Genomic DNA, 22,765 nt, shown 5'->3' on the forward strand with positions numbered 1-22,765 from the left:
GATAGTTGTTCGCCGTATTCTTCCAGCTTCTTGCTCCATTCCATAAATGAGGCCGTCTTCTCTGGTAATCTTATCTCTTCATTCTTCTGAATCTGATCTACTACTGTTTCAAAATCCTCTGCAAGAATTCGCCAAGATACACCGTCGATTGCTAGATGGTGTACACAGAACATCATTACTTTATCTTGGTCTGTTTCAAATACGGCAATTTTTACTAACGGACCAGTCTCCAGATTGATGCTCGCCTGTATTTTACTACAGCGCTCTTGAATGGCCTGCTTGACGTCATCTTTTCCTCGGTAATCAAACTCATAAAAATCACACAATTTACTTTCACTGATTGGAAGGATTTCGAGTTGTTGATTTCTGTATACTGCCCTTAACATGTCATGATGTTTCACAAGTTCTTCGATTGTTTGCTTTATTTGTGTATTATCAATCCCGTCTACTGGGAACATCATTGCTTGGTTAAAGTGTTCTGGCTTTTCTAAGTTCCAAGAATCAAACAATTTTATAATAGGAGTCTTAGTGACGGATCCACTTATTTCTCCCTGCTCATATTTACGTTCATTTTCCATTTCTTTCATTACCAATGCAATTCTTTCAGCCGTCTTTCCATTCATGATGTCTTTGACTGTTAAATGATATCCGACATTTCTAAGGTTCGATATGATTCTTATTGCCTTAATAGAGTCTCCGCCAAGTTCAAAGAAGTTTTCTTTTACGCCAACTTCTTTTACATTCAACATCGTGCTGAATGCTTCGCATACCATACTCTCCTTCTTATTTCTTGGTGCTACATACTCTCTGGTTGCTTTTACTTCGATTTCTGGTAATGCACTCTTATCCAATTTACCATTTCGAGTCACAGGAATACTGTCGATTTCCATCATATAGGATGGAATCATGTACTCCGGCAACACACCCGCAAGATGTTCTCTTATCTCCGATACACTGACGCTTTCTCCTGTATAGTATGTATAGAGCGCTTGATCACCGTTTTGATCCACTTTCGCGATTACTGCACTGTCATGAATACCTTTGATTTCACGAATTCGGCTCTCAATTTCTCCTAGTTCGATTCTAAATCCTCGAATCTTCACCTGTTCATCGATGCGGCCTAAGTATTCAATGTTTCCATCTGGCAGCCATCTTGCAAGGTCTCCAGAACGGTACAACCTTCCTTCGCCAAATGGATTCTTCACGAACTTCTCTTCTGTCAGTTCGGGACGATTTAGATAGCCTCTGGCTAATCCGTCACCTGCGATACATAATTCTCCTGGCACACCGATGCCACAGAGGTTATCTCCATTCAGAATATATATTTGAGTATTACTGATTGGCTTTCCGATTGGGATAATCGTTGTATCCCAGTTTTCTTCTTTTTCCCAATAGCTAGCACATACTGTTGTCTCGGTTGGACCATAGGCGTTTATATATGAACTATCTCCAACTTTTTTTATCAATGCCATGCTGGACTCAGAACCAGCTGTTATCAATTTTCTAAACTCTACATCTACTTCTTTTTGCAGGTAGTAGTTTGGAGGTAATGTTGCCACTGTTACCCTATTATTTTTACAATATTCACTAAATTCCTTCGGGTTTTGTCCAACTATTGCTGGCATGCATACTAGCGTTGCTCCATTTAGCAATGCCATTGTCATTTCCCATACGGAAGCATCAAATATAAAATTTGCAAACTGTATAATATTATCTGCTGGCGTAATTTCTAAGTTACGTTCAAACATATATTTTAAACTTACAACCCCACGGTGCTCCAAAAGGGTTCCCTTTGGTGTCCCTGTCGTTCCGGATGTGTAGATACAGTAGATCAAGTCTTCCGCCTTGTTGACCTTCTCTGGATTCTGGATATTTCCTTCCCAGATTCCTACTTCTTTTAAGTCGATCTTTGATAGGTTAGTTTCATACTCTGCCTGGTAAAGTAACATTGCCTTTGGCTGACAGTCTTCCAACATAAACGCGATTCTTTCTTCTGGATACGTTGGATCAATTGGTACATAAGCGGCACCGGCCTTGATGATTCCGTAAATTCCGGCGATCATCTCGATACTTCTTTCTGCCATGATCGCTACAAAGTCATCTGGTTTTACTCCCAACTCTCTTAACTTATGAGCTAACACATTGGCTCTTTCATTCAGCACTCGGTAGCTTACTTCTTCTCCTTCGAAGACTAAAGCGATCTGATCTGGTGTCTTAGCTACCTGTTCTTCGAACAGTTCGACTACCGTCTTCTCTTTTGGATAATCTGTTTTGGCTGCAATGAAATCAAAAAGAACCTTTTGGTAATCCTCCGCAACAATAAGCGGGATACTCTCCAATTTATTGTTAAAATTATCTACCATATTATCAATAACAAGAGTGAGATATTTCAAAAAAATCAGAACTGTATCCTTCTCATAGATTCCATTAGAATAACTTATTAAAACATCATATCGTTCACTACATCTATTCACCATGATTTGAAAATCAAATATATTATCAATTGGTAAAATTTCTTCAGTCATACAACTGATTTTTTCCAACTCCAGCACATTTTCGAATGAATCTTGAAATCTTAATGCCACCTGAAAAGGAGGTTTATCATTACTTGCATTTGCAATTTCACAAATTTCGTTATATTGAACATCAGAATTTTTTAATGATTGTCTTACGTTTTGATGAACCTTAGAAAGATATTCTGTAATCGTATCGTTTTCCTCAATGAGGTTTCTCACAGGAAATGTATTTACAAACATTCCAATCATATCTTTTGTATAATTCTGTATCCTACCAGATGCTACTGTTCCAATTGTAACATCCTTTTGGGATGTCAATCTTCCAAACGCTAAACTTATTGCTGAGACAAAGAAAGAATACTCTGTAATTCCACGTTCTTTACATAACTCTGCAATGTTCTTTCTTGACAATACAATCTTCTCTTCAGAAGAATGACTATCCACCTTAAGATTTACTCCATTATTACTCCACCAAAAATCACTGATTTGTGCTGGTTCAGAAAACATCTCTTTCCAATAATCTTTTTTCTCATAATACTCATCACTTTTAACATTCTTCCACTGCCACTCGGAAAAAGTCTCATACGCTTCCTTTTTTTCAATAAACTTATTTTCATAATAGCATTGCAGATCTTTAGCAAAAACTGAAACACTATTACCATCAAAAATACTATGATGACAATCTAGAAGAGTAATAGCAATTTGATTATTTAGAAATACAACACGTACCCTACATAAAGTATCACCAACCATATTGAACGGTCTTACAAATCCATCTAATGCTTTTTTCTTACATTCATCCAGATTTAAATCTGAATCAAATCGAATTAATTCGATATTAATCTTTTTATCGGTAATATGATATTCCAGTTTTCCCGCTTCATATCTAAATTCTGCTCTTAATAATTCATTAATGTTAATTGTCTGATTTAAGGAATCCAACAATTTCTCTTCATCAATATTTCCCTGAAGTGTAAACATAGTAGTAACATTATTACTCGTCTTACCCGGTTCAAGTATATCCGATATATATATTCTTTCTTGAACTGGAGATGCTAAAATCCAACGTTCACTTTTTTTCTCTTGTTCATTTTCAATACTCATATATACACCTGTATGATTATCGATGTGCAATATATCATACTATTCCTTTCTTTATATTTTTTAATTATAAATTCCCTAATTATTACTTTTTTATTATATCATTACATTTTTAATTTATCATTACATTTTTATTATATCATTACATTTTTAATATAACATAATACATTTATAATTTTCTAACAATTTTAGACAAGATTTTGTAATATTCTGCACTGTCTATCAAATTGATTATTCTACGAAAGATAAATTTCCCGTGAAAAACAACTCGGATGATGTTGAAATGAAGTGGAAGACTGTAAAGAGGTTATTTCTACCGTAGAAAAGTCACCAAATATCTTACGCAGAGCATCTTAATTATTCAACAGACACGGATGCACGTGTTGGTCATAAAACGGCTGACTCTTTGTTTTTTGGTTATAAAATGCATATGGCGATAAATGATGAGCGATTGATTACGGCTGCGGTTGTGACGACGGGAGAAAAAAATGATGGGAAATATCTACAAGAATTGATTGTGAAAAGCCAATGGATTGGGATGGAAATTGATACGATAATTGGAGATACAGCGTATTCAGGAAAAGAAAATATTCAATATGCATAGGAAAACAACCTTCAATTAGTCGTGAAATCAAATCCTAAAATTACCCAACGTAGACATTCGAAGGAAGACACGTTTGAATTTAATAAAGATGCTGAGATGTACGTTTGTAAGGCTGGTCATATGGCGATAAGAAAAGCGCGTCAAGGTAAAAATCAGTGAGATACTTATTATTTCGATGTAGAAAAAATGCAAGATTCGCCTGCTTCGATATGGTTGTTACAAGGAAGGTGCAAAAAGCAAAACTTATTCCGTGACAATTAAATCGACGGAATATCAAGATCACGAAGTGTTTCAAAACAGTGATGAATTTAAAGAAATTGCCAAATCACGCTATAAAATTGAGGAGAAAAATAGTGAAATAAAACATAGACACGGATATAAAAAAGCCAATTCCGAGGTTTATTTGGTATGCAGATACAAGGGGCGACCGCGATATTTTGCGGTAAACCTTAAAAGAATTATAATTTTACTAAATGAAGTAGAGTAGAAATATCATCGAAAAAGGGAACATTCGAACACTCCAAAGATTTACTTGAACCCGCACATTTTCATTCAAATCAATTCTATCGAGCACTTGGAGTACTTGCTGAACAATCAGATTATGTTGAGGATTTGGTTTATTATAATAGTCTAAATGGAACGAAACACCCAGATACCAATTCTTCCACTACAAATTTCACTTTATCCATCTGTTGTTCCATTACCCGGTAATCCGCCAGTAACACCTGCAGGTCTATTATTGAACCATTCCTCCATGCTTTACAACACTGTTGCACGCGACTTCTACAAGGGGATTTGCCCTACGCTTACGCCTTTGCCATGTACTTTTGCTTTGGGCTGTCTCCGTACCCCCACAATGCTGGCGAAATCAAATTTACTTCTCTTCCAAATACTAACGGGATTAGTACTGGTAATATAGATGATGATTGGATATCCATCTCATTCTCTCCCTTCAACTTAAAATCTTGATTTTTTGATTTTAAAAACACAACTAATACCATAATTAATGTGAATTATCAAGACAATTATAGAAAAAAATATCGAAGGCTAACAAATTATAAATAACAATGTATAATATAATGCCATTTAACTGCCAAAGAGCTTTTTTCAATACTTATGCTTTTCTCACTCCTACCCGAACAATCCCTTCTTTAAGCAAAAAAAAACTGAAGACAACAAGTCTGTCTTCAGTCAAAAGGAAATCCCGTCAACTATTAAAATGCAATACGATTTGCTTCATAAGCATCGATTTGTTCTTCGTATTTAAAGGTAAGAGCAATTTCATCCCAACCATTTAGCAATGTTTCTTTATAGTAAGGATCGATGTTAAATTTATAAACGCCACCATCTTCACCCGTTACTGTCTGTGCTTCCAGATTGACTTCCATCGTGTACGGTTTTTCTAAGCCTTTTGCTAAAATTTCATCACATTCTGCTTCCGTTAGTTTGATTGGTAATATCCCATTTTTAAAGCAGTTATTATGGAAAATATCTGCGAATGATGGTGCAATCACTACATTGAAGCCGTAATCTAAGATAGCCCACGGTGCATGTTCACGAGAAGAACCACAGCCGAAGTTATCTTGTGCTACTAAAATCTTAGAGTCTTTGAATTCAGGTTTGTTTAACACAAAGTCTTTTATTTCATTACCATCTGCGTCGAAGCGCCAATGGTAAAATAAATACTGCCCAAACCCTGTACGCTCAATACGCTTTAAAAACTCTTTCGAAATAATTTGGTCTGTATCGACATTTTTACGATCAAGTGGTGTTATCACACTTTTTACGATATTAATTGGTTCCATTTGAAATCATCCCTTCCGTGTAAATGGAATTTACACAGTTTCCTTTACGAATTCACGAACATCCACAAAATGACCAGCAATTGCTGCCGCTGCTGCCATAGGCGGTGAAACTAAGTGTGTACGAGAACCCGCTCCCTGGCGTCCTTCAAAGTTGCGGTTTGATGTTGATGCACATCGTTCACCAGCTGGTACTACATCATCATTCATCGCCAGACACATTGAGCAACCTGTCTCACGCCATTCAAAGCCAGCATCTGTAAAGACTTTATCTAACCCTTCTGCTTCTGCTTGTTGTTTCGTCGAATAGGAGCCAGGTACAACAATCGCTGTTACATTTTCATGCACTTTACGCCCTTTGATGACATCTGCTGCTGCACGTAAATCACTAATGCGTGAATTTGTGCAGGAACCGATAAATACGTGTTGAATATCGATTGAAGTTAATGGTTGACCTTCCTCTAAGCCCATATAAGAAAGTGCTTTTCGAAGAGCAGCTCTATCTGATTCATCCTCATAATCCGCTTGTGTTGGAACATGACTTGACACACCTGAACCCATTGACGGATTCGTTCCCCAAGTGATGATTGGCTCTATATCTTCTGCTTGAATGATTCGAACTGTATCATAAGTCGCATCTTCATCTGATGCTAAGCTTAACCAATAATTTGCCGCTTCCTCAAACTTTTCTCCTTGAGGTGCATGTTTACGTCCACGGATATAATCAACAGTCGTTTCGTCAGGAGAAATTAACCCTGCCTTTGCACCCGCCTCAATCGACATGTTACAAATTGTCATCCGTTCTTCCATAGAAAGTTTGTGGATAGCCTCTCCTGTGAATTCCACAATATGTCCTGTGCCGACACCGATACCGAACTTAGAAATAATCGCTAGAATAATATCTTTTGCAGCTACACCTACAGGAAGCTCACCTTCTACACGAATTTCCATTGTTTTTGGCTTGTTTTGCCATAGGGTTTGTGTTGACAATACATGCTCTACCTCAGATGTACCAATACCGAAGGCAATCGCTCCGAACGCACCATGTGTAGACGTATGAGAGTCCCCACAAACAATCGTTTTACCAGGCTGAGTTAAACCTAGCTCTGGTCCAATTACGTGAACAATACCTTGGTCAGGGTGCCCCATTCCTGCAAGCTCGACGCCAAATTCTTCAGCGTTTTTAGCTAACGTCTCAATTTGATTACGTGCAATTGGATCATGAATCGTCGGTAGATTTTTGGTAGGCACGTTATGATCCATTGTCGCAAAGCTTAAATCTGGACGTCGCACTTGACGTCCGTTCAAACGTAGACCTTCAAAAGCTTGCGGAGAAGTGACTTCATGAATTAAATGGAGATCAATATATAACAGGTCCGGTTTGCCCTCTTCCTGATAAACGACGTGTTTATCCCAAATCTTTTCAATTATATTTTTTCCCATTATCTTCACTCATTTCTTAAATGTATGTTATCATAATGCTTTCTGAAACAAAGCTTGTATCTATTTCGTTAATTACTTTATCTGTCCATTCATTTGTCGACATTATACGAGCGCCGTCACGTGCAAGATCTGCAGTGAAATAACCATCATCAAATACTGCACTTACAGCACGTTCAATTTCTGCCGCTTCTTCTTTTAAGCCAAATGAATATTGTAACATCATAGCAACTGAAAGAATTGTTGCTGCTGGATTAGCGACACCTTGACCTGCAATTTCTGGTGCTGAGCCATGTACTGGTTCATATAGACCAAAATTATCTCCGCGAATGGACGCAGAAGGTAGTACGCCTAAAGAGCCTGTAATAACAGATGCTTCATCACTTAAAATATCTCCAAACATATTTTCAGTAACTACCACATCATATTGACTAGGATTTGTAATTAATTTCATAGCAACTGAGTCAACTAAATTATGCTCTACATGCACATCTGGATAATCCTTTTTCTTCGCTTCTACTACTTCGCGCCATAACCGACTTGTTTCAAGTACATTTGCTTTATCAACAGAGCATAATTTGCCTTCACGTAAACGTGCTAATTCAAAGGCATTTTCAACGATACGCTCAACTTCTGCAGTTGAGTAAACTGTTGTATCAATCGCGCCATTTTCAGTACGCATACGTGGTTCCCCGAAGTATACGCCGCCTGTTAATTCACGTACAATTATTAAATCGACATTTTCAGCTACTTCACGCTTTAATGGGGAAGCATCTAGTAAGCTCGGGAACGCCTTTACTGGACGGAGATTTGCGAATAAGTCAAAATGTTTGCGAATACGTAGTAAACCTTTTTCTGGACGTAATTCAGGTGGGTTATTATCCCACTTCGGACCACCTACGGCTCCAAGTAAAACTGCGTCACTATTTTCGCACATCTCAATTGTTTCATTTGGTAGTGGATTATTGTGTTGGTCGATGGCAGCGCCTCCGATTGTTGCATAACCTAAATGGAATGTATGGTTGAATCGCTTACCAATCACCTGTAATACACGTACAGCAGAAGCAACAACCTCTGGCCCAATTCCGTCACCAGGAAGTACTGTAATTTTTTTCTCCATCGTCAAAACACCTTTCTTTGTATAGCGTTGACTACGCTATTTTAGTAAGACCCCCACCTATTTTAATAGGTGAGGTCATCAATATTACGACTACACGTTATTGCATAATTGCGTTTAGAATGCGCATTATGCTGATTCCATACACTACCATCAAAACCTGCGACATTTAGAAAGAAGCTTGAAGATCGATTAACTTACAGGCTGTGCACGAAGGTTTGCTTGTATCAAATGACGGTTAACGACATTTAAATAAGCTTTTGCCGATTGCTTCCCAAGTTGTGTCGATACTTTTTGTACACAGCAGGCTAATCCTGTTACGGTAGAGTTTTTTACTGTTCCTGATTTATCGCATCAAAGTCACCGGGTGACGAAGCAGGAAAACCTGCTTTAATACTTGTCACTCCTAGGCGCTCCAGTTACTTGGCAATTTGTGTTGTATCGAAAATATTAATTTTTCGCACTTGTAGCCACTTCTCTCACAACTTTTTCTTTACCTTCATTGATGAATGGCATCATAGCACGTAATTTAGCACCAACTTCTTCGATTTGGTGATTTGCACCAGCTTCTTTGAATTTAGTATAGTCTGGACGACCATTTTCGTTTTCTTGGATCCAGCGACGAGCGAATGTGCCATCTTGGATATCCGTTAAAACATCTTTCATACGAGCTTTTACGGAGTCGTCGATAATACGTGGTCCTGCAACATAGTCACCCCACTCAGCTGTATCTGATACTGAGTACCGCATTGTTGCCATACCACCTTCAAACATTAGGTCAACAATTAATTTTAGTTCGTGAAGAGTTTCAAAGTAAGCTAACTCTGGTTGGTAGCCTGCTTCTACTAATGTTTCAAAACCTGCTCTTACTAATTGTGTTGCGCCACCACAAAGTACTGCTTGCTCACCGAATAAATCAGTTTCAGTTTCTTCTTTGAATGATGTTTCAAGTAAACCCCCACGAGCTGCACCGATCCCTTTACCGTAAGCTAGAGCTAAATCTTTTGCTTGACCAGTTGCATCTTGATGGATTGCGAATAAGCCTGGTACACCAGCACCTTCTTGGAACTGACGACGAACTAAGTGTCCTGGACCTTTCGGTGCAACTAAGAATACGTCCACATCTGCTGGTGGTGTAATTTGACCAAAGTGAATGTTGAAGCCGTGTGCAAACATAAGTGCTTTACCTGCTTCAAGATGTGGAGCGATTTCAGCCTCATATACAGCTTTTTGACGCTCATCCGGAAGTAAAATTTGGATAACATCTGCTTCTTGCGCTGCTTCAGCAACAGTCTTTACATCTACTCCATCCGCTTTTGCTGCATCGAAAGATCCGCCTGGACGAACTCCTACTACTACATCGAATCCTGATTCTTTAAGATTTAGGGCATGTGCATGACCTTGTGAACCGTAACCGATGATTGCGATTTTTTTCCCTTTTAATACTTCCTCGTTGATGTTTTGATCATAATACATAGTAGCCATTGTTGTTTCCTCCTAATTTTTGGTTTGTTTTTTTATACTTCGGATGCCAGTAAACCACTAAGGGCTATGTATCCAAAGCTATCCATTTTATATGCAAACTATTTTAAAATAGAGAGCTGCGAATTTGAGATTTTTTGTGTTTCACGAACAGATGCAGTAGCTCCTGTACGCGTTAATTCTTTAATACCATAAGGTCGAATAAGTTCAATAAAGGCATCAATCTTATCTGGATCTCCTACAACTTGATAGGTGACAACGTTTTTCGCTGTATCGATAATTTGTGGCCGGAATGGTTCAACAATTGAATTCATTTCCAGTCGCAAATTTGGTGGTGAAATTACCTTTACAAGCGCTAACTCGCGTAGCACGATTGATTTATCTGTTATGTCATTGACCTTTAACACATCAATTTGCTTTGATAATTGCTTCACCAGCTGTTCAATTTTACGCTCATCCTCTACGTTTACAACAAAAGTCATTTTCGAAAAGTTTGGCTGTTCAGTATGACCAACTGTGATTGATTCAATATTGAATTGGCGCTTCATAAGTAAACCTGTTACACGGTTTAAAACACCGCTTTGGTTAATCACTGTTACTGTAATTACTCGTTTCAATTCTTTTTCACCCCAATCATTTCATGTAAGCCTTTGCCTGGTGCTACCATCGGGTAAACACATTGAAGTTGTTTTACACGACAATCAATTAACGCTGGCTCATCAGAAAGTAGTGCCTCGCGGAAAATACTTTCCGCTTCATCGATTGTGTTAATTCGATAGCCCTTCAAATTATATGCATCGGCTAATTTAACAAAATCTGGTTGGATCGGCATAAGCGAAGATGAATAACGCTCTTCATAAAATGTTTCTTGCCATTGGCGTACCATTCCTAAACAGCTGTTATTTAAAATCACGATTTTTACCGGTAAGTTGAATTCTTGCAGGATAGAAAGCTCTTGCGCAGTCATTTGGAATCCTGCATCACCTACAATGGAAACAACTTTTTTGTCTGGCTTCGCAAACTGGGCGCCAATTGCAGCTGGGAAGCCGAAGCCCATCGTACCAAGTCCACCAGACGTTACCCATCCATGATCATTGTTTAATCGATAATATTGTGCAGCCCACATTTGATGCTGACCAACATCTGTCGTGACAATTGCATCACCTTCAGTAATTTTATGCACAAGCTCTAATGCTTCCTGCGGTAATACTTCTTTGTCCCCCGGCTCCTTGCTGTACCATAATGGATATTCCTTTGTATGATTATTTAAGAATGTTAGCCATTCTACTGTATCCGGACAATCGAAGTCTTTTTTCAATAATGCTTTTAAAGCTTCTTTAGCATCTGCAACGATTGGAATGTCTGTTGGCACATTTTTTCCAATTTCTGCTGGATCAATATCGATGTGTACGATTGTCGCATTTGGAGCAAATGTCGCCAAATTACCAGTTAAACGATCATCAAAGCGAGCTCCGATATTCAACAATAAGTCTGACTTTGTTATAGCTGTATTCGCTGTTACAGTTCCATGCATTCCTGCCATGCCGATGAATAATTCATGCTCTCCATGGATTGAACCAAGTCCTAGTAAAGTGTTTGCTACTGGAATTTGGTATTTTTCAGCGAATGCTGTTAACTCTTCTTTGGCATCTGCGAAAAGAACACCAGCACCAGCTAAAATAACTGGTTTTTTGGCCAATGAAATCGCCTGTATAGCCTTTTGAATTTGTAAATAATTTGGTTTGTACGTTGGTTGATAACCTGGTAAATATATTTCATCAGGAGCCTGTGGTGGGGTCTCTACATCAAATAGCATTTGAGACACGTTTTTCGGAAAATCAACTACAACAGGGCCCTTTCGACCAGTACTCGCAATATGGAATGCTTCTTTAACAATACGCGGGATATCATTAACATCCTGCACCTGATAATTGTGCTTCGTAATTGGTGTCGTAATCCCCATAATATCCGCTTCTTGGAAAGCATCTGTACCAATTACAGCCGTTGATACTTGACCTGTGAAAACAACTAATGGAATAGAATCAATCATCGCATCAGCAATACCAGTTACTAAGTTCGTTGCCCCCGGTCCACTAGTTGCAATAACAACACCCGGTTTATTGGAAACACGTGCATAACCTTCCGCTGCATGAATTGCACCTTGTTCATGTCTAGTTAAAATATGACGAATCGGATTTTTATAAATGGCATCATAAATTGGTAGTACCGCTCCACCTGGGTAACCAAAAATAATTTCAACACCTTGTTCATGTAGTGCCTGCACTAATACGTCGGCACCATCTTTCGCTTGATAGGTTTGTTCAGCTTTTGCTGATGTTGCTAATTCTTCTTTTTCATTGATAGAAACATTCGTACTCATCAAATATGCCTCCTTCTTATCATTCAATTTCACATCAGTAATGCGCATCATTGAAGTGTTACTAGCTGGTTCTCTCCTTGAAAAGAGATGACAGACTCTTTCAAACGTCGTTAAAAAAAATAAAAAGCCTTTTTCTCCACACGCAAAGAACTACCTTGCGTAGGGATGAAAAAGACTTTCCATGGTACCACCCTTGTTTATAGCAAATAATTGCTACCTCGCGAATAAATGTAGTATTTATGCACCTATGCGAAATCACTCGCATCCAAAACGAACGATGTCATAAATCATTTATTCATTATTAACGAGCACTTTCGATTATGCCCGGAGCTATCTAATTGCGTACACGCGTTTAATAGCTCACTCCGAGGGGATGTCGGATCTAGTTGTATCGCCGGCTTCCAGCACGACCGGCTCTCTGGTAGATACAAGGCTCTAGAACCTTTAACCTCATCAACGTTTTATCTTTTTCAATTGTGCCTTGGCATAATTGCGTCTGGAATCGGCTTTGTGCTTGCACAAAGAACTCCTTTCCGATTCCATGACATCCGCCGGAGGCTTTAACTTCTGAAAGAAGTTAAATTTTCATAACGCCACCTGTAGAAGCGCTTGTTACTAATTTTGAATATCTTGCTAGCCAACCACGCTTAATTTTCGGTTCAAATACCGGTAAATTTGCACGGCGCTCCGCTAATACTTCATCTGAAACTTCTAAATTGATCGTACGATTTGGTAGATCAATTGTGATCACATCGCCATTCTCTACTAAAGCGATAGGACCGCCTTCTGCTGCCTCTGGTGAAATATGTCCGATTGAAATACCGCGAGATGCACCGGAGAAACGTCCATCCGTAATTAACGCAACCTTTGTACCAAGACCGCGACCTTGAATTGCAGAGGTTGGTGCTAGCATTTCAGGCATCCCAGGGCCACCTTTTGGTCCTTCATAGCGAATGACGACTACATGACCCTCTTTTACCGTTCCGTTATCAATATTTTCCTGTGCTGCATCCTGTGAATCAAAGACGATTGCTTCACCTTTGAATACTTTGATAGAAGGGTCTACAGCGCCTACTTTAATAACTGAACCGTCTGGCGCGATATTACCAAATAAAACCGATAAACCACCAACTGGACTATAAGGATTATCTTTCGTACGAATAACTTCATCATTTGTAATATGATAATCCTTTACAAGTTCGCCCATTGTCACTCCCGCAACAGTTGGTCGATCTGGGTGAATAGCACCTGGAATAGATACTAATTCATTAATAATGGCACTAACGCCACCTGCTTTATTTATATCATCCATTGAAATATCTGAAGCAGGCATAATTTTCGCTAGATACGGAACACGCTCTGCTACTTTATTAATATCTTCAATGTTATAATCGATTTCAGCTTCATTGGCGATTGCTAATGTATGGAGGACTGTATTTGTCGAACCACCCATCGCCATATCAAGTGCAAATGCATCATCAACTGCTTCTTTAGTAATAATGTCTCGAGGCTTGATGTCCTCTTTAACCATACGGACTAATTGTTTAGCTGCTTCTTTTATAAGCTTATGACGCTCATCAGAAGTAGCGACGATTGTTCCATTACCAGGTAAAGCTACTCCTAGCATTTCCATTAAGCAGTTCATAGAGTTTGCCGTAAACATTCCAGAACATGAACCACATGTTGGGCATGCATTGTTTTCAATATCTAACAGCTCTTCAGATGACATTTTGCCTGATTTAAGAGCTCCTACCCCTTCAAAAACAGAAGTTAATGAAAGTTGCTTGCCAGTAGCTGAAGTACCTGCCTCCATTGGTCCACCAGATACGAATATTGATGGTACGTTAGTACGAACTGCTGCCATTAACATCCCCGGTGTGATTTTGTCACAGTTAGGAATATAAAATACGCCATCAAACCAGTGTGCATTAATAACTGTTTCAGCAGAGTCTGCGATAATTTCACGGCTTGGTAACGAGTAACGCATACCAATATGCCCCATTGCAATACCATCATCTACACCGATTGTGTTAAATTCGAATGGAATTCCACCCGCTTCAATAATGGCCTCTTTGACAACATCAGCAAATGTACGTAAATGAACGTGACCTGGTATAATGTCGATGTAAGAATTACAAACCCCGATAAATGGCTTGCCTAAATCTTTCGCTTTTACTTTGCCTGTTGCATATAAAAGACTTCGATGTGGCGCACGATCTACGCCTACTTTAATCATGTCACTTCTCATTTTAAACGCCCCTCATTTATTGCTATGTTCGTTGCTATATACGAAATGTTCTGTCTATTTTATTTTTGCGTATATGTTAATTGTCTAAGACAACTAACTACTGTAACGAACTTTTTAAATTGTTGTTATCATAGTACGAAAAAAAGGTCTCGTCAACAGTATTTTTTGAATTGTCTAAACAATTTAAAAAATCCATAAAATTTGAAATCGTTTTCATGCTGACTAATTGTCGTTTTTATCTCGCTTCTGTGAATATTTTGACATTTCATTCAAATTTTAATTTTTTTAATAATCTTTTAACATTTTTACTTAATCTTTCAAAAGAGATGAACTGCAATTAAAGAGATAGCGCTTATAATGTAAATATTTTTCTTAAGTACCCTGTCAAAAACACATTATCAGGATCACATTGACTTCGAATGGCTAAAAATTTTTCAACATCCGGGTATAGCTCATATACATAATTAGCAGTTAAATGATTTAGTTTGCCCCAATGTGGTCGCCCCTTATATTTCTTCATCATCGTATGGACCCATTCAAAATAAGGCCCTTCCTGCATTCCTTTATACATATGAAAGGCAATAAACGCTGATTCTTGACCTTGGGTAGGACTTAAAAAACCTGCTTCACCTGCAGTTGTCCGACATTCTAACGGAAAATGCACATTAAAAATTCCACTTTTAAAAGTTGCATGGATCTCCTCCATACATGACTCAAATTGCGTTAATGGGATAGCATATTCACTTTCTTGGAACTTTACGCTGCGTGGTGATGGATAAATTTCATAGCTTATCCCCATTTTTTCCCCTTCTACAACATTTGCTGCTGCTAACTTACTAATAGCACCACTAAACGATGGCTTCCATTTACAAAGCTCTGACATAGCAAAAAAAGCACCGTTCTCTACTATTTGAAGTTTCAATGTTTCAATTCTTTTACTCCATTCACTTTGATAAACAGGCGCTACAGCGTTCATACGCTTTACTTGAATTGTTTCGCTACTAGGGAAATAAAACCACTCAACATGTCGATGCTGTCGAATATCTTCAGCAAATATCGCCAGCCCATTTGCTAAAGTATCTCTTGTGCTTACATAATGTAAACTGTAAAGAGGGATTACCTTGATTGTTACTTTAACAAGTACACCAAGCATCCCTAATGTAACATGTAAAGCTTCAGATAAATCATCCATTCCTCTCATATGTTCCCTATAAGTACCTGTACCATCTACAAAACCCCATCTTGTTACAGCTGAGGATAACGACCCAAGTGTTACGCCCGTTCCATGAGTCCCTGTTGACACTGCTCCTGCAATCGTTTGCTCTTGAATGTCTCCCATATTTATTAGAGCAAAGCCATGCTTCGCAAGTAGTGGGCCAATTTCATATAAATAAGTACCTGCCCAAAGTGTCGCTTCTTGTTTCGCTTCATTCACCGCTATAAGCCCACGCATATTATGTAAAGACAATGCTATATGCTCAGGCATCGCAACAGCGCTAAAAGAGTGAGCTGCACCTGTGACACGAATCGTTTTTCCAAATTCACGTGCATGTCCCACGATATTTGTAACCTCTTCAATAGATTGAGGTAAGTACATCTCAGATGGATAAGAGATTACATTACCTGCCCAGTTTGTCCACTTCTCACGATTTTTCCATTTATCTATAGAAAACATTGTCCATCCCCCCTATAGGTTGTATAAGCTCCTACATACTTGTCCCCTCTAACTCCATGTAGTTCTTGAAATCTTTCGCAAAGTTCTCCAGCCTTCGCATGTCGGAAATATAGCGTGTCCCCTACATGAACATTTTTATGTTTTACCTTAACGGGTGTCTGAACTTCTCCTGCGCCTTCTAGGTTAAGATATGAAAAAAAGGTTGGGTCATAGAATACCGGTAAGCGATCAGCACTAACTGCCCCTGACGCCATATAGCCTCCGCCGTGACAAACAACAATATTTTTTTCTGGCTTTCTTGTGACACTTAAAGCAAATCCAGCTGCCTTTTCCAGCTGTAAATGCGTAAATTGGTCGAATAAAGCAGGTGCATAAAATGCAGAGCCAACCGTAATTTCCGTTACCTCCTTTTGCTGTGCTGTGTATGCCATACTTCCCGAACCACCACCATTTACAAAGTGCAATTTTGGAAAATATGCTTTTATATGTGCAATGGCTAATCTACGAAACTGAGTAACTTGCTTTTTAGCTTGCAATTGCATAGCTTCAATCAATTTTCCTTTCACAGCATTAGCTGGACGATTACCAACTCCTGCAATTTGAGCCTCGTAACCCATCGCTCCAACTACCTCAATAAAAGCCTGATTTTTAATATATTCGAGGAATGGTGTTAGTGACTCAAGTGAATGGAGTGAAGAGCGTTTTGTACCAAAATAAAGCATCTTAAAATCAGTGGATACATTAATATCAATACATACTCGCACACGAACGCCTAGCTCTCGCCCTAGTTCCGCCAAAAATCGGACATGTTCCCACCTATCGACCATAAACGTGACAGTTTTTTCTGCCTTTACGAAGTGCAATAACTGACGTACAGCAGCCTCTTCCATCACCGGATATCCGAGCAGTAAATCATCCAAATCCTGTTGAAGTAAAAATATTGTTTCTGCCGCAGTAAATGTCATAAATCCCTTCACATTGGGGAGATTATTTTGTAAATAGCGTAATATCACGACAGAACGAATCGATTTCGTAGCAATACGTATATTTTTCTGTCCACAGGAGTCATGTACAGTCGCTATATTGTGATCCAATGCATCAAAGTCCAACCAAGCAAAAGGACGCTCTAGTTCATGGAACGCTCGATCAAATCTAGTGGTCATCCTACCCCTCCTTTGTTTGTATTTTGTCTTTGAAATTCCTATTGATTCTATGCAAATTCTATGAGGACAAATAAAAAACAACCGTGGACATGTAATAAAATATGCCTTCACGGTTGTTTTAATAATGGACAAGCATTTAACTCACCTTTCTATTTTTTAAGAGATTACGAGGAGAATATAAAATCCGCTGCTAAATTTAATAACACTAGCAGATGCAAGCCTGCAATAAGAAATCCTTGGCGATTTAAACGTTTCATAGCTGTCATATTCATATAGTCCACTCTCCTTTTTTCACATTATACGCTCAGAAAAATCAATTTTCAAACTATTCTTAATATTAAATTTGATTCATTTTTCTGACAAACAGGCCCAAATATGGCATGATAATAAGTGAAATTATACCTATAAGGAGTGTGAAAAGGTTGAAAAAGGCTTTATTAGTAATTGATTATACGTATGATTTTGTTGCTTCTGATGGAAAACTAACATGTGGGGAGCCCGGTCAAGCATTAGATCAAAAAATTTCTTCTTTAATTCAACAATTTATTGCCGAAAAAGAATTTGTTGTTTTTGCGAATGATTTACATGAGGAAGATGATCCATTCCACCCTGAAACCGAACTCTTTCCTCCTCATAATATTCGTGGCACTAAAGGACGCCATTTATACGGGCAAGTTGGTGAACTGTATAACCTTCACAAAGATAAAGTGATGTGGCTCGATAAAACGCGTTATAGCGCATTTGCCGGAACCAATTTATCGATTTTATTGAATGAGCGAGGGATTAAAGAAATTCATTTAGTTGGTGTTTGTACTGATATTTGTATTTTACACACTGCGGTTGATGCTTATAATTTGGGCATTTCAACGATCATTTATGCAGATGGCGTTGCAAGTTTTGATGCTGCAGGTCATGAATGGGCATTGCGTCATTTTGAGCACACATTAGGTGCAACTGTTATTAAGTAATGCATTTCGCCTTGGCGTAATTGTAGTTTCTACGCTACTTAAAAACACTTACAGATGTTTTTTGCACAAAAGTGAGGTATTAACATAAGCTAAATAGGGATACAACTTTTTACGAATTTGTAATAATTACTAAAGAAGCGAGGCGCGTTTAATATACTCCATTCAGGGCATAACTAAGCAATCGCCATTATATCTTAGTTTAAGGAGATGAAAAAAATGATTAGCTTCATTTGGTATTTAATCATCGGCGGAGTTTTAGGTTGGTTAGCTGGCGTAATTTTAGGTAAAGATGTACCTGGCGGCATAATCGGAAATATTGTTGCAGGGGTTGTCGGTTCGTGGATCGGTAGTATGGTACTTGGCAACTGGGGTTGGCGAGTTAGTAATTTTTACGTATTCCCAGCATTAATTGGTGCTGTCGTGCTGATCTTCATCGTAAGCCTTATTTTAAAAGGTATGCGTAAAGCAACCTAAATATGTAATAAAGAGCCATCATTTTGATGGCTCTTTACTTATTGTTGAAAAAAATTGTGTCCATAAAAACAAAATGGCTCTTCGGGAAAACGAGTGGTTGATTTCCGTTCCGACTGGGCGCTTTGTAGCTGCCGCTTCGCTTTCGCTATAGAAAACATTTGTTGTTGCTGACGCTTCGCTTTCGCACAGTTAAAACGTTTGCTGTCGCTACGTTAGCACTACGCTATCGCACAGAGCAAAGCTTCCTGGGGGGGTCGGGGCAACCGGTGTCTTTTGCGCGAAAGCGTGAGTGCAACGTAGCGGCAGCAGCAGGATGTTGGTCACGAAGGCGTTACGTGATGCTTTTAGCCTTCGTTCCTCCCGCTTCACTCGCGATGCTCGCTCCAGGGTCTCGGGCCAACAGATGTCTTTTGCGCAAAAGCATGAGTGCAATGTAGCGGCAGCATAGGGTTTTGGTTTTGTTTGTGCGAAAGCGCAGCGACAGGGTTTTATCTGCGCGAAAGCGAAGCGGCAGCGGCATGATGTTGGTCACGAAGACGTTATCACAGGATGTGATAATCCCCAAGGAGTCCCCAGTCTCCACTCCAAATCAACCAAATATAAAGCTGGTTTACTTTTTTTTATATAGGACTACTTCTTTTAGCTCATCATGATAATCATTATACAAATTGAAATAATGTAATACCTTATTAACATATTCATCACTGTGATTGTATGTATAGACCGCCTGCTGAATATGACCATCTGCTGCACCATTTTTCGATAAATAATTCGCGGCACTAAATATAGCGTCCTCAATATCATAAGGATCTGCTATACCATCTCCATTCGCATCTACTCCATATCCACCATATTTTTGAATGATTTCTGGATTCATTAATTCAGTCTTCGATATATCCCCTTTTCCTAACCCCGTGCAGGATGAATGTTTCCATCCAACAAATGTACAAGGCATAAATTGTAAATGTCCTTCTGCACCAACTGGTGAAACGAGCGAACTCATTGAGGAAAATCGTGTTTCAACTCGATGATGGGCGGCAAGCAGCGTCCAAGGCACATCGTATTTCTCTTCCGCTGCTACATAGATAGGAATATATTGCTCAGGAATGTTCATATCGAAATTTTGTTGTATTTCTTCTAGTTCTTTTTGCTTTGCTAATTTTTCAAATATAGTTAATGTTTGTAGCTCCTTCCATGCAAAAAAGGCGAAAACACAAACAGTTATCGCAATTGGTATTAGTAAAGCTATCATGCCTAATTGAACGGAAGGCGATAGCTTCGGTTGTTTTTTCTTCTTTTTATTCGCCATATGTCACACCTAATCTCTCTAATGCTATTTCTATTTTACCAAAATTACCGTTATTTGTAGTAGATTTTTCCGAATATAATTACCACTATTTTAGTAGTTGAAAAGATAGGGAAAAATATAGTAAAATATAATTCGATTAATTTTATGGATACTTTTAGGGAGGAATTTGTTTTGTGGAAAGACTTTAAAGAGTTTGCTATGAAAGGCAATATTGTCGATCTAGCAGTGGCAGTAGTAATCGGTGGTGCTTTCGGTAAAATTGTTACCTCCTTAGTTGAAAATATCATTATGCCATTAGTCGGTGTCTTAACTGGTGGTATTGATTTAACAAAAAGCTTTAAGTATGGTTCAGGTGAAGCGCAAATTCAGTTAGGCGTATTTTTACAGTCGATTCTTGACTTTTTAATTATCGCCTTTGCAATTTTCATGGCATTACGAATTATGACCAAGCTATCTCGTAAAAAAGAAGAGGCTGTTGTGGAAGAGCCGGCACCAGAATTAGATTCTAAAGAAGAGCTTCTAAAAGAAATTCGAGATTTATTAAAAAAAGAACAAGCTTAAACCATTTTCAAAAAGAATCTGCCCATTACCGTGGTAATGGGCAGATTCTTTTTTATTGAAGAGATTTATTTAAGGACGCAATTTCCATGGTTCAAATACGCCCGCATGTTTTTCCGGTATTTCTTGTTTTATTGCATCAATAATTCCTTTTGCAATTTCACTATTTGTTAGCCATCTTGAAGAGTTGTTCTTTTCAATGGCAAACCCAAGTTTCACTTCTCGATAAACTATATTAGAAGGTAAATAACCGTCATTTTTTATGAAAGAGCTACTCCCTTTTATATGGTATAAAATCATATTTTCTGTAGTAGGAATTGCTTCTAACAGTGACTCCCGAACTCTTTTATCAGAGCCATGAATCCAAGCAATCATACAATCAAATGTTCCATTATTTTGCTGAGGCTCTGTTAATGCCAATTTAAAGCGATTGTAATTCGTATAATCAACTAATTTAGGTGACAATTTCAAATCATTTTTAACTTCATTTATCAAATTTTGCATTTTCTTTTGTTGTCTCCCGATAACAGTTACATGATTACCTTGCTGTATAAGCCTTAAAGAAACATCCTTTAGCATTCCTGTCCCACCTATTACTATCCAATTTTTTAATTAATTTTTCTCCCTCACTTATCTCCTACTATTCCTAGATGATTAAATTTAAACAATCTCTCTAATTTTCTGAAATCACCTTGTTCTTCTTTAGTATACATGTTAAATTGGTAACTACTATTTAGAATATTGGGACAAGAAGTTCTAATCTTTTAGATATTTTGATTCCCCATTATTATGATGAAGAAAAGAGTGACGACATGACAAACAGCAGAAGTATTGAAACAAAACTTGTACAACTTGGCAATTTAAGTGATCCGTTAACAGGTGCTGTTAACCCTCCGATCCATTTATCGACAGCTTACAAGCATACAGGTATCGGTGAATCCACTGGTTTTGATTACACACGAACAAAAAATCCAACTCGTGCCCTATTAGAAGCCGGAATTGCGGATTTAGAGGGCGGAGATATGGGCTTTGCCTGTAGCTCTGGTATGGCGGCGATTCAATTAGTTTTATCATTGTTTAAACCTGGGGATGAATTAGTGGTGCCTGATGATTTATATGGTGGTACATATCGACTTTTTAATTTCTTTGAAGAAACATATAATATTAAACCTGTCTACTCAAAATTCGAATCGGTTGAACAGGTAGAAGCACTAATCACCGACAATACGCGTGCTCTATTCATTGAAACGCCGACAAATCCGCTTATGCAGGAATTTGATTTGCAAATATATGCGGAATTAGCTCACAAGCATGGGGCATGGTTAATTGTCGATAACACGTTCTATACACCTTATTTCCAACGTCCAATCGAATTAGGTGCAGACATTGTCATTCATTCAGCAACTAAATATATTGGCGGTCATAATGATGTGTTAGCTGGTTTAGTTGTCGCTAAGGGTGCTGAATTAGCAGAACGCATTGGCTTTATTCACAATGGTAGCGGTATGGTATTAGGTCCCATGGATTCCTGGTTACTTATTCGTGGATTAAAAACATTGCATCTTCGATTAAAGCAGCACGATGCAAACGCAAAAGCAATTGCTGCCTATTTAGCGGAAGAAGAGCTTGTAACAGACGTGCTCTACACAGGAAAAGGTGGTATGCTTTCATTCCGCTTGAAAAAGGCCGAGTGGATTGATCTATTCCTTCGAAACTTGAAGTTAATTACATTCGCTGAAAGTCTTGGTGGTGTTGAAAGCTTTATTACATATCCTGCTACTCAAACACATGCAGATATGCCTTACGAAGAGCGTATTGAACGTGGTGTTTGTGACCGATTACTCCGCTTCTCTATTGGCGTTGAAGAAGCTGAAGATTTAATTGAGGATTTAAAACAAGTATTCGATATCCTTAGAAAAGAGGCTTAA

18 protein-coding genes and 1 pseudogene are annotated in these 22,765 nt (G+C 38.4%); 5 read left to right on the forward strand and 14 right to left on the reverse strand.

The window, feature by feature from the left end; all coding sequences use genetic code 11:
• Positions 1–3,620: non-ribosomal peptide synthetase (locus ABE34_RS20625; protein ID WP_206700838.1), on the reverse strand; the 3,620-nt coding region annotated here is incomplete at its 3' end.
• Positions 3,621–3,834: 214 nt separating this feature from the next.
• On the opposite strand from ABE34_RS20625, the pseudogene ABE34_RS25275 reads away from it, so the two are divergent.
• Positions 3,835–4,708: pseudogene (locus ABE34_RS25275) on the forward strand (transposase); the annotation flags it as partial.
• Positions 4,709–5,027: 319 nt separating this feature from the next.
• Here the strand turns inward: ABE34_RS25275 and ABE34_RS25555 are convergent.
• The 10 genes from ABE34_RS25555 to ABE34_RS20675 all read right to left on the reverse strand — a co-directional run bounded on the left by ABE34_RS25555 (position 5,028) and on the right by ABE34_RS20675 (position 17,528).
• Complete coding sequence (locus ABE34_RS25555; protein WP_276569523.1) at positions 5,028–5,159, reverse strand: hypothetical protein; 132 nt, start codon at positions 5,157–5,159, stop codon at positions 5,028–5,030.
• Between the two features lie 276 nt (positions 5,160–5,435).
• Positions 5,436–6,026 (reverse strand): 3-isopropylmalate dehydratase small subunit, encoded by a 591-nt coding sequence (gene leuD, locus ABE34_RS20635; protein WP_197144327.1) that lies wholly within the window; start codon positions 6,024–6,026, stop codon positions 5,436–5,438.
• Positions 6,027–6,056: 30 nt separating this feature from the next.
• Complete coding sequence (leuC, locus tag ABE34_RS20640) at positions 6,057–7,466, reverse strand: 3-isopropylmalate dehydratase large subunit (RefSeq protein WP_197144328.1); 1,410 nt, start codon at positions 7,464–7,466, stop codon at positions 6,057–6,059.
• A gap of 16 nt (positions 7,467–7,482) precedes the next feature.
• Positions 7,483–8,583 carry a 3-isopropylmalate dehydrogenase gene (leuB, locus tag ABE34_RS20645; protein ID WP_197144329.1) on the reverse strand — a complete coding sequence of 367 codons (1,101 nt, stop codon included), beginning with the start codon at positions 8,581–8,583 and terminating at the stop codon, positions 7,483–7,485.
• Between the two features lie 447 nt (positions 8,584–9,030).
• Entirely contained in the window at positions 9,031–10,065 is a 1,035-nt protein-coding gene (gene ilvC, locus ABE34_RS20650; RefSeq protein ID WP_197144330.1) for a ketol-acid reductoisomerase, read from the reverse strand.
• 98 nt (positions 10,066–10,163) lie between these two features.
• On the reverse strand, positions 10,164–10,679 hold the full coding sequence (gene ilvN, locus ABE34_RS20655) for an acetolactate synthase small subunit (protein ID WP_079562071.1): 516 nt from the start codon (positions 10,677–10,679) through the stop codon (positions 10,164–10,166).
• Complete coding sequence (gene ilvB / locus ABE34_RS20660; protein WP_197144331.1) at positions 10,676–12,442, reverse strand: biosynthetic-type acetolactate synthase large subunit; 1,767 nt, start codon at positions 12,440–12,442, stop codon at positions 10,676–10,678. The genes ilvN and ilvB overlap by 4 nt, the downstream gene beginning before the upstream one ends.
• Positions 12,443–13,019: 577 nt before the next feature.
• The gene (gene ilvD, locus ABE34_RS20665) at positions 13,020–14,690 is read right to left on the reverse strand and encodes a dihydroxy-acid dehydratase (protein WP_197144332.1); all 1,671 of its coding nucleotides are present in this window, start codon (positions 14,688–14,690) and stop codon (positions 13,020–13,022) included.
• Between the two features lie 352 nt (positions 14,691–15,042).
• Positions 15,043–16,365, reverse strand: coding sequence for a D-arabinono-1,4-lactone oxidase (locus ABE34_RS20670; protein WP_197144333.1), 1,323 nt, complete (start codon positions 16,363–16,365; stop codon positions 15,043–15,045).
• Positions 16,353–17,528, reverse strand: a complete 1,176-nt coding sequence (locus ABE34_RS20675) for an amino acid deaminase/aldolase (protein ID WP_197144334.1) — start codon at positions 17,526–17,528, stop codon at positions 16,353–16,355. The genes ABE34_RS20670 and ABE34_RS20675 overlap by 13 nt, the downstream gene beginning before the upstream one ends.
• Before the next feature lie 422 nt (positions 17,529–17,950).
• Here ABE34_RS20675 and ABE34_RS20680 point away from each other — a divergent pair, with 422 nt between their 5' ends.
• The gene (locus ABE34_RS20680; RefSeq protein ID WP_197144335.1) at positions 17,951–18,496 is read left to right on the forward strand and encodes a cysteine hydrolase family protein; all 546 of its coding nucleotides are present in this window, start codon (positions 17,951–17,953) and stop codon (positions 18,494–18,496) included.
• 216 nt (positions 18,497–18,712) lie between these two features.
• On the forward strand, positions 18,713–18,970 hold the full coding sequence (locus tag ABE34_RS20685) for a GlsB/YeaQ/YmgE family stress response membrane protein (RefSeq protein ID WP_079562065.1): 258 nt from the start codon (positions 18,713–18,715) through the stop codon (positions 18,968–18,970).
• A gap of 331 nt (positions 18,971–19,301) precedes the next feature.
• Here ABE34_RS20685 and ABE34_RS20690 read toward each other — a convergent pair whose 3' ends face one another.
• Together ABE34_RS20690 and ABE34_RS20695 are read right to left on the reverse strand one after the other, a co-directional pair.
• Entirely contained in the window at positions 19,302–19,535 is a 234-nt protein-coding gene (locus ABE34_RS20690; protein ID WP_197144336.1) for a hypothetical protein, read from the reverse strand.
• A gap of 45 nt (positions 19,536–19,580) precedes the next feature.
• Positions 19,581–20,279, reverse strand: a complete 699-nt coding sequence (locus ABE34_RS20695) for a lytic transglycosylase domain-containing protein (protein WP_197144337.1) — start codon at positions 20,277–20,279, stop codon at positions 19,581–19,583.
• 171 nt (positions 20,280–20,450) lie between these two features.
• On the opposite strand from ABE34_RS20695, the gene mscL reads away from it, so the two are divergent.
• Positions 20,451–20,840 (forward strand): large conductance mechanosensitive channel protein MscL, encoded by a 390-nt coding sequence (gene mscL, locus ABE34_RS20700; protein ID WP_197144338.1) that lies wholly within the window; start codon positions 20,451–20,453, stop codon positions 20,838–20,840.
• A gap of 69 nt (positions 20,841–20,909) precedes the next feature.
• On the opposite strand, the gene ABE34_RS20705 is transcribed toward mscL, so the two are convergent.
• Positions 20,910–21,416, reverse strand: coding sequence for a short-chain dehydrogenase (locus ABE34_RS20705; RefSeq protein ID WP_197144339.1), 507 nt, complete (start codon positions 21,414–21,416; stop codon positions 20,910–20,912).
• 233 nt (positions 21,417–21,649) lie between these two features.
• Here ABE34_RS20705 and ABE34_RS20710 point away from each other — a divergent pair, with 233 nt between their 5' ends.
• On the forward strand, positions 21,650–22,765 hold the full coding sequence (locus ABE34_RS20710; RefSeq protein WP_197144340.1) for a methionine biosynthesis PLP-dependent protein: 1,116 nt from the start codon (positions 21,650–21,652) through the stop codon (positions 22,763–22,765).

Source organism: Lysinibacillus sphaericus, assembly GCF_015844675.1.
Taxonomy (GTDB): Bacteria; Bacillota; Bacilli; order Bacillales_A; family Planococcaceae; genus Lysinibacillus; species Lysinibacillus sphaericus_E.

Bases quoted from the DNA above. Each gene is read 5' to 3' on its own strand.
- ilvD (WP_197144332.1), bottom strand. From the start codon at position 14,690: ATGAGAAGTGACATGATTAAAGTAGGCGTAGATCGTGCGCCACATCGA.
- ABE34_RS20695 (WP_197144337.1), bottom strand. From the start codon at position 20,279: ATGGCGAATAAAAAGAAGAAAAAACAACCGAAGCTATCGCCTTCCGTT.
- ilvC (WP_197144330.1), bottom strand. From the start codon at position 10,065: ATGGCTACTATGTATTATGATCAAAACATCAACGAGGAAGTATTAAAA.
- ilvB (WP_197144331.1), bottom strand. From the start codon at position 12,442: ATGAGTACGAATGTTTCTATCAATGAAAAAGAAGAATTAGCAACATCA.
- leuC (WP_197144328.1), bottom strand. From the start codon at position 7,466: ATGGGAAAAAATATAATTGAAAAGATTTGGGATAAACACGTCGTTTAT.
- ABE34_RS20710 (WP_197144340.1), top strand. From the start codon at position 21,650: ATGACAAACAGCAGAAGTATTGAAACAAAACTTGTACAACTTGGCAAT.
- leuB (WP_197144329.1), bottom strand. From the start codon at position 8,583: ATGGAGAAAAAAATTACAGTACTTCCTGGTGACGGAATTGGGCCAGAG.
- leuD (WP_197144327.1), bottom strand. From the start codon at position 6,026: ATGGAACCAATTAATATCGTAAAAAGTGTGATAACACCACTTGATCGT.
- ABE34_RS20675 (WP_197144334.1), bottom strand. From the start codon at position 17,528: ATGACCACTAGATTTGATCGAGCGTTCCATGAACTAGAGCGTCCTTTT.
- ABE34_RS20670 (WP_197144333.1), bottom strand. From the start codon at position 16,365: ATGTTTTCTATAGATAAATGGAAAAATCGTGAGAAGTGGACAAACTGG.
- ABE34_RS20685 (WP_079562065.1), top strand. From the start codon at position 18,713: ATGATTAGCTTCATTTGGTATTTAATCATCGGCGGAGTTTTAGGTTGG.
- ABE34_RS25555 (WP_276569523.1), bottom strand. From the start codon at position 5,159: ATGGATATCCAATCATCATCTATATTACCAGTACTAATCCCGTTAGTA.
- ABE34_RS20705 (WP_197144339.1), bottom strand. From the start codon at position 21,416: ATGCTAAAGGATGTTTCTTTAAGGCTTATACAGCAAGGTAATCATGTA.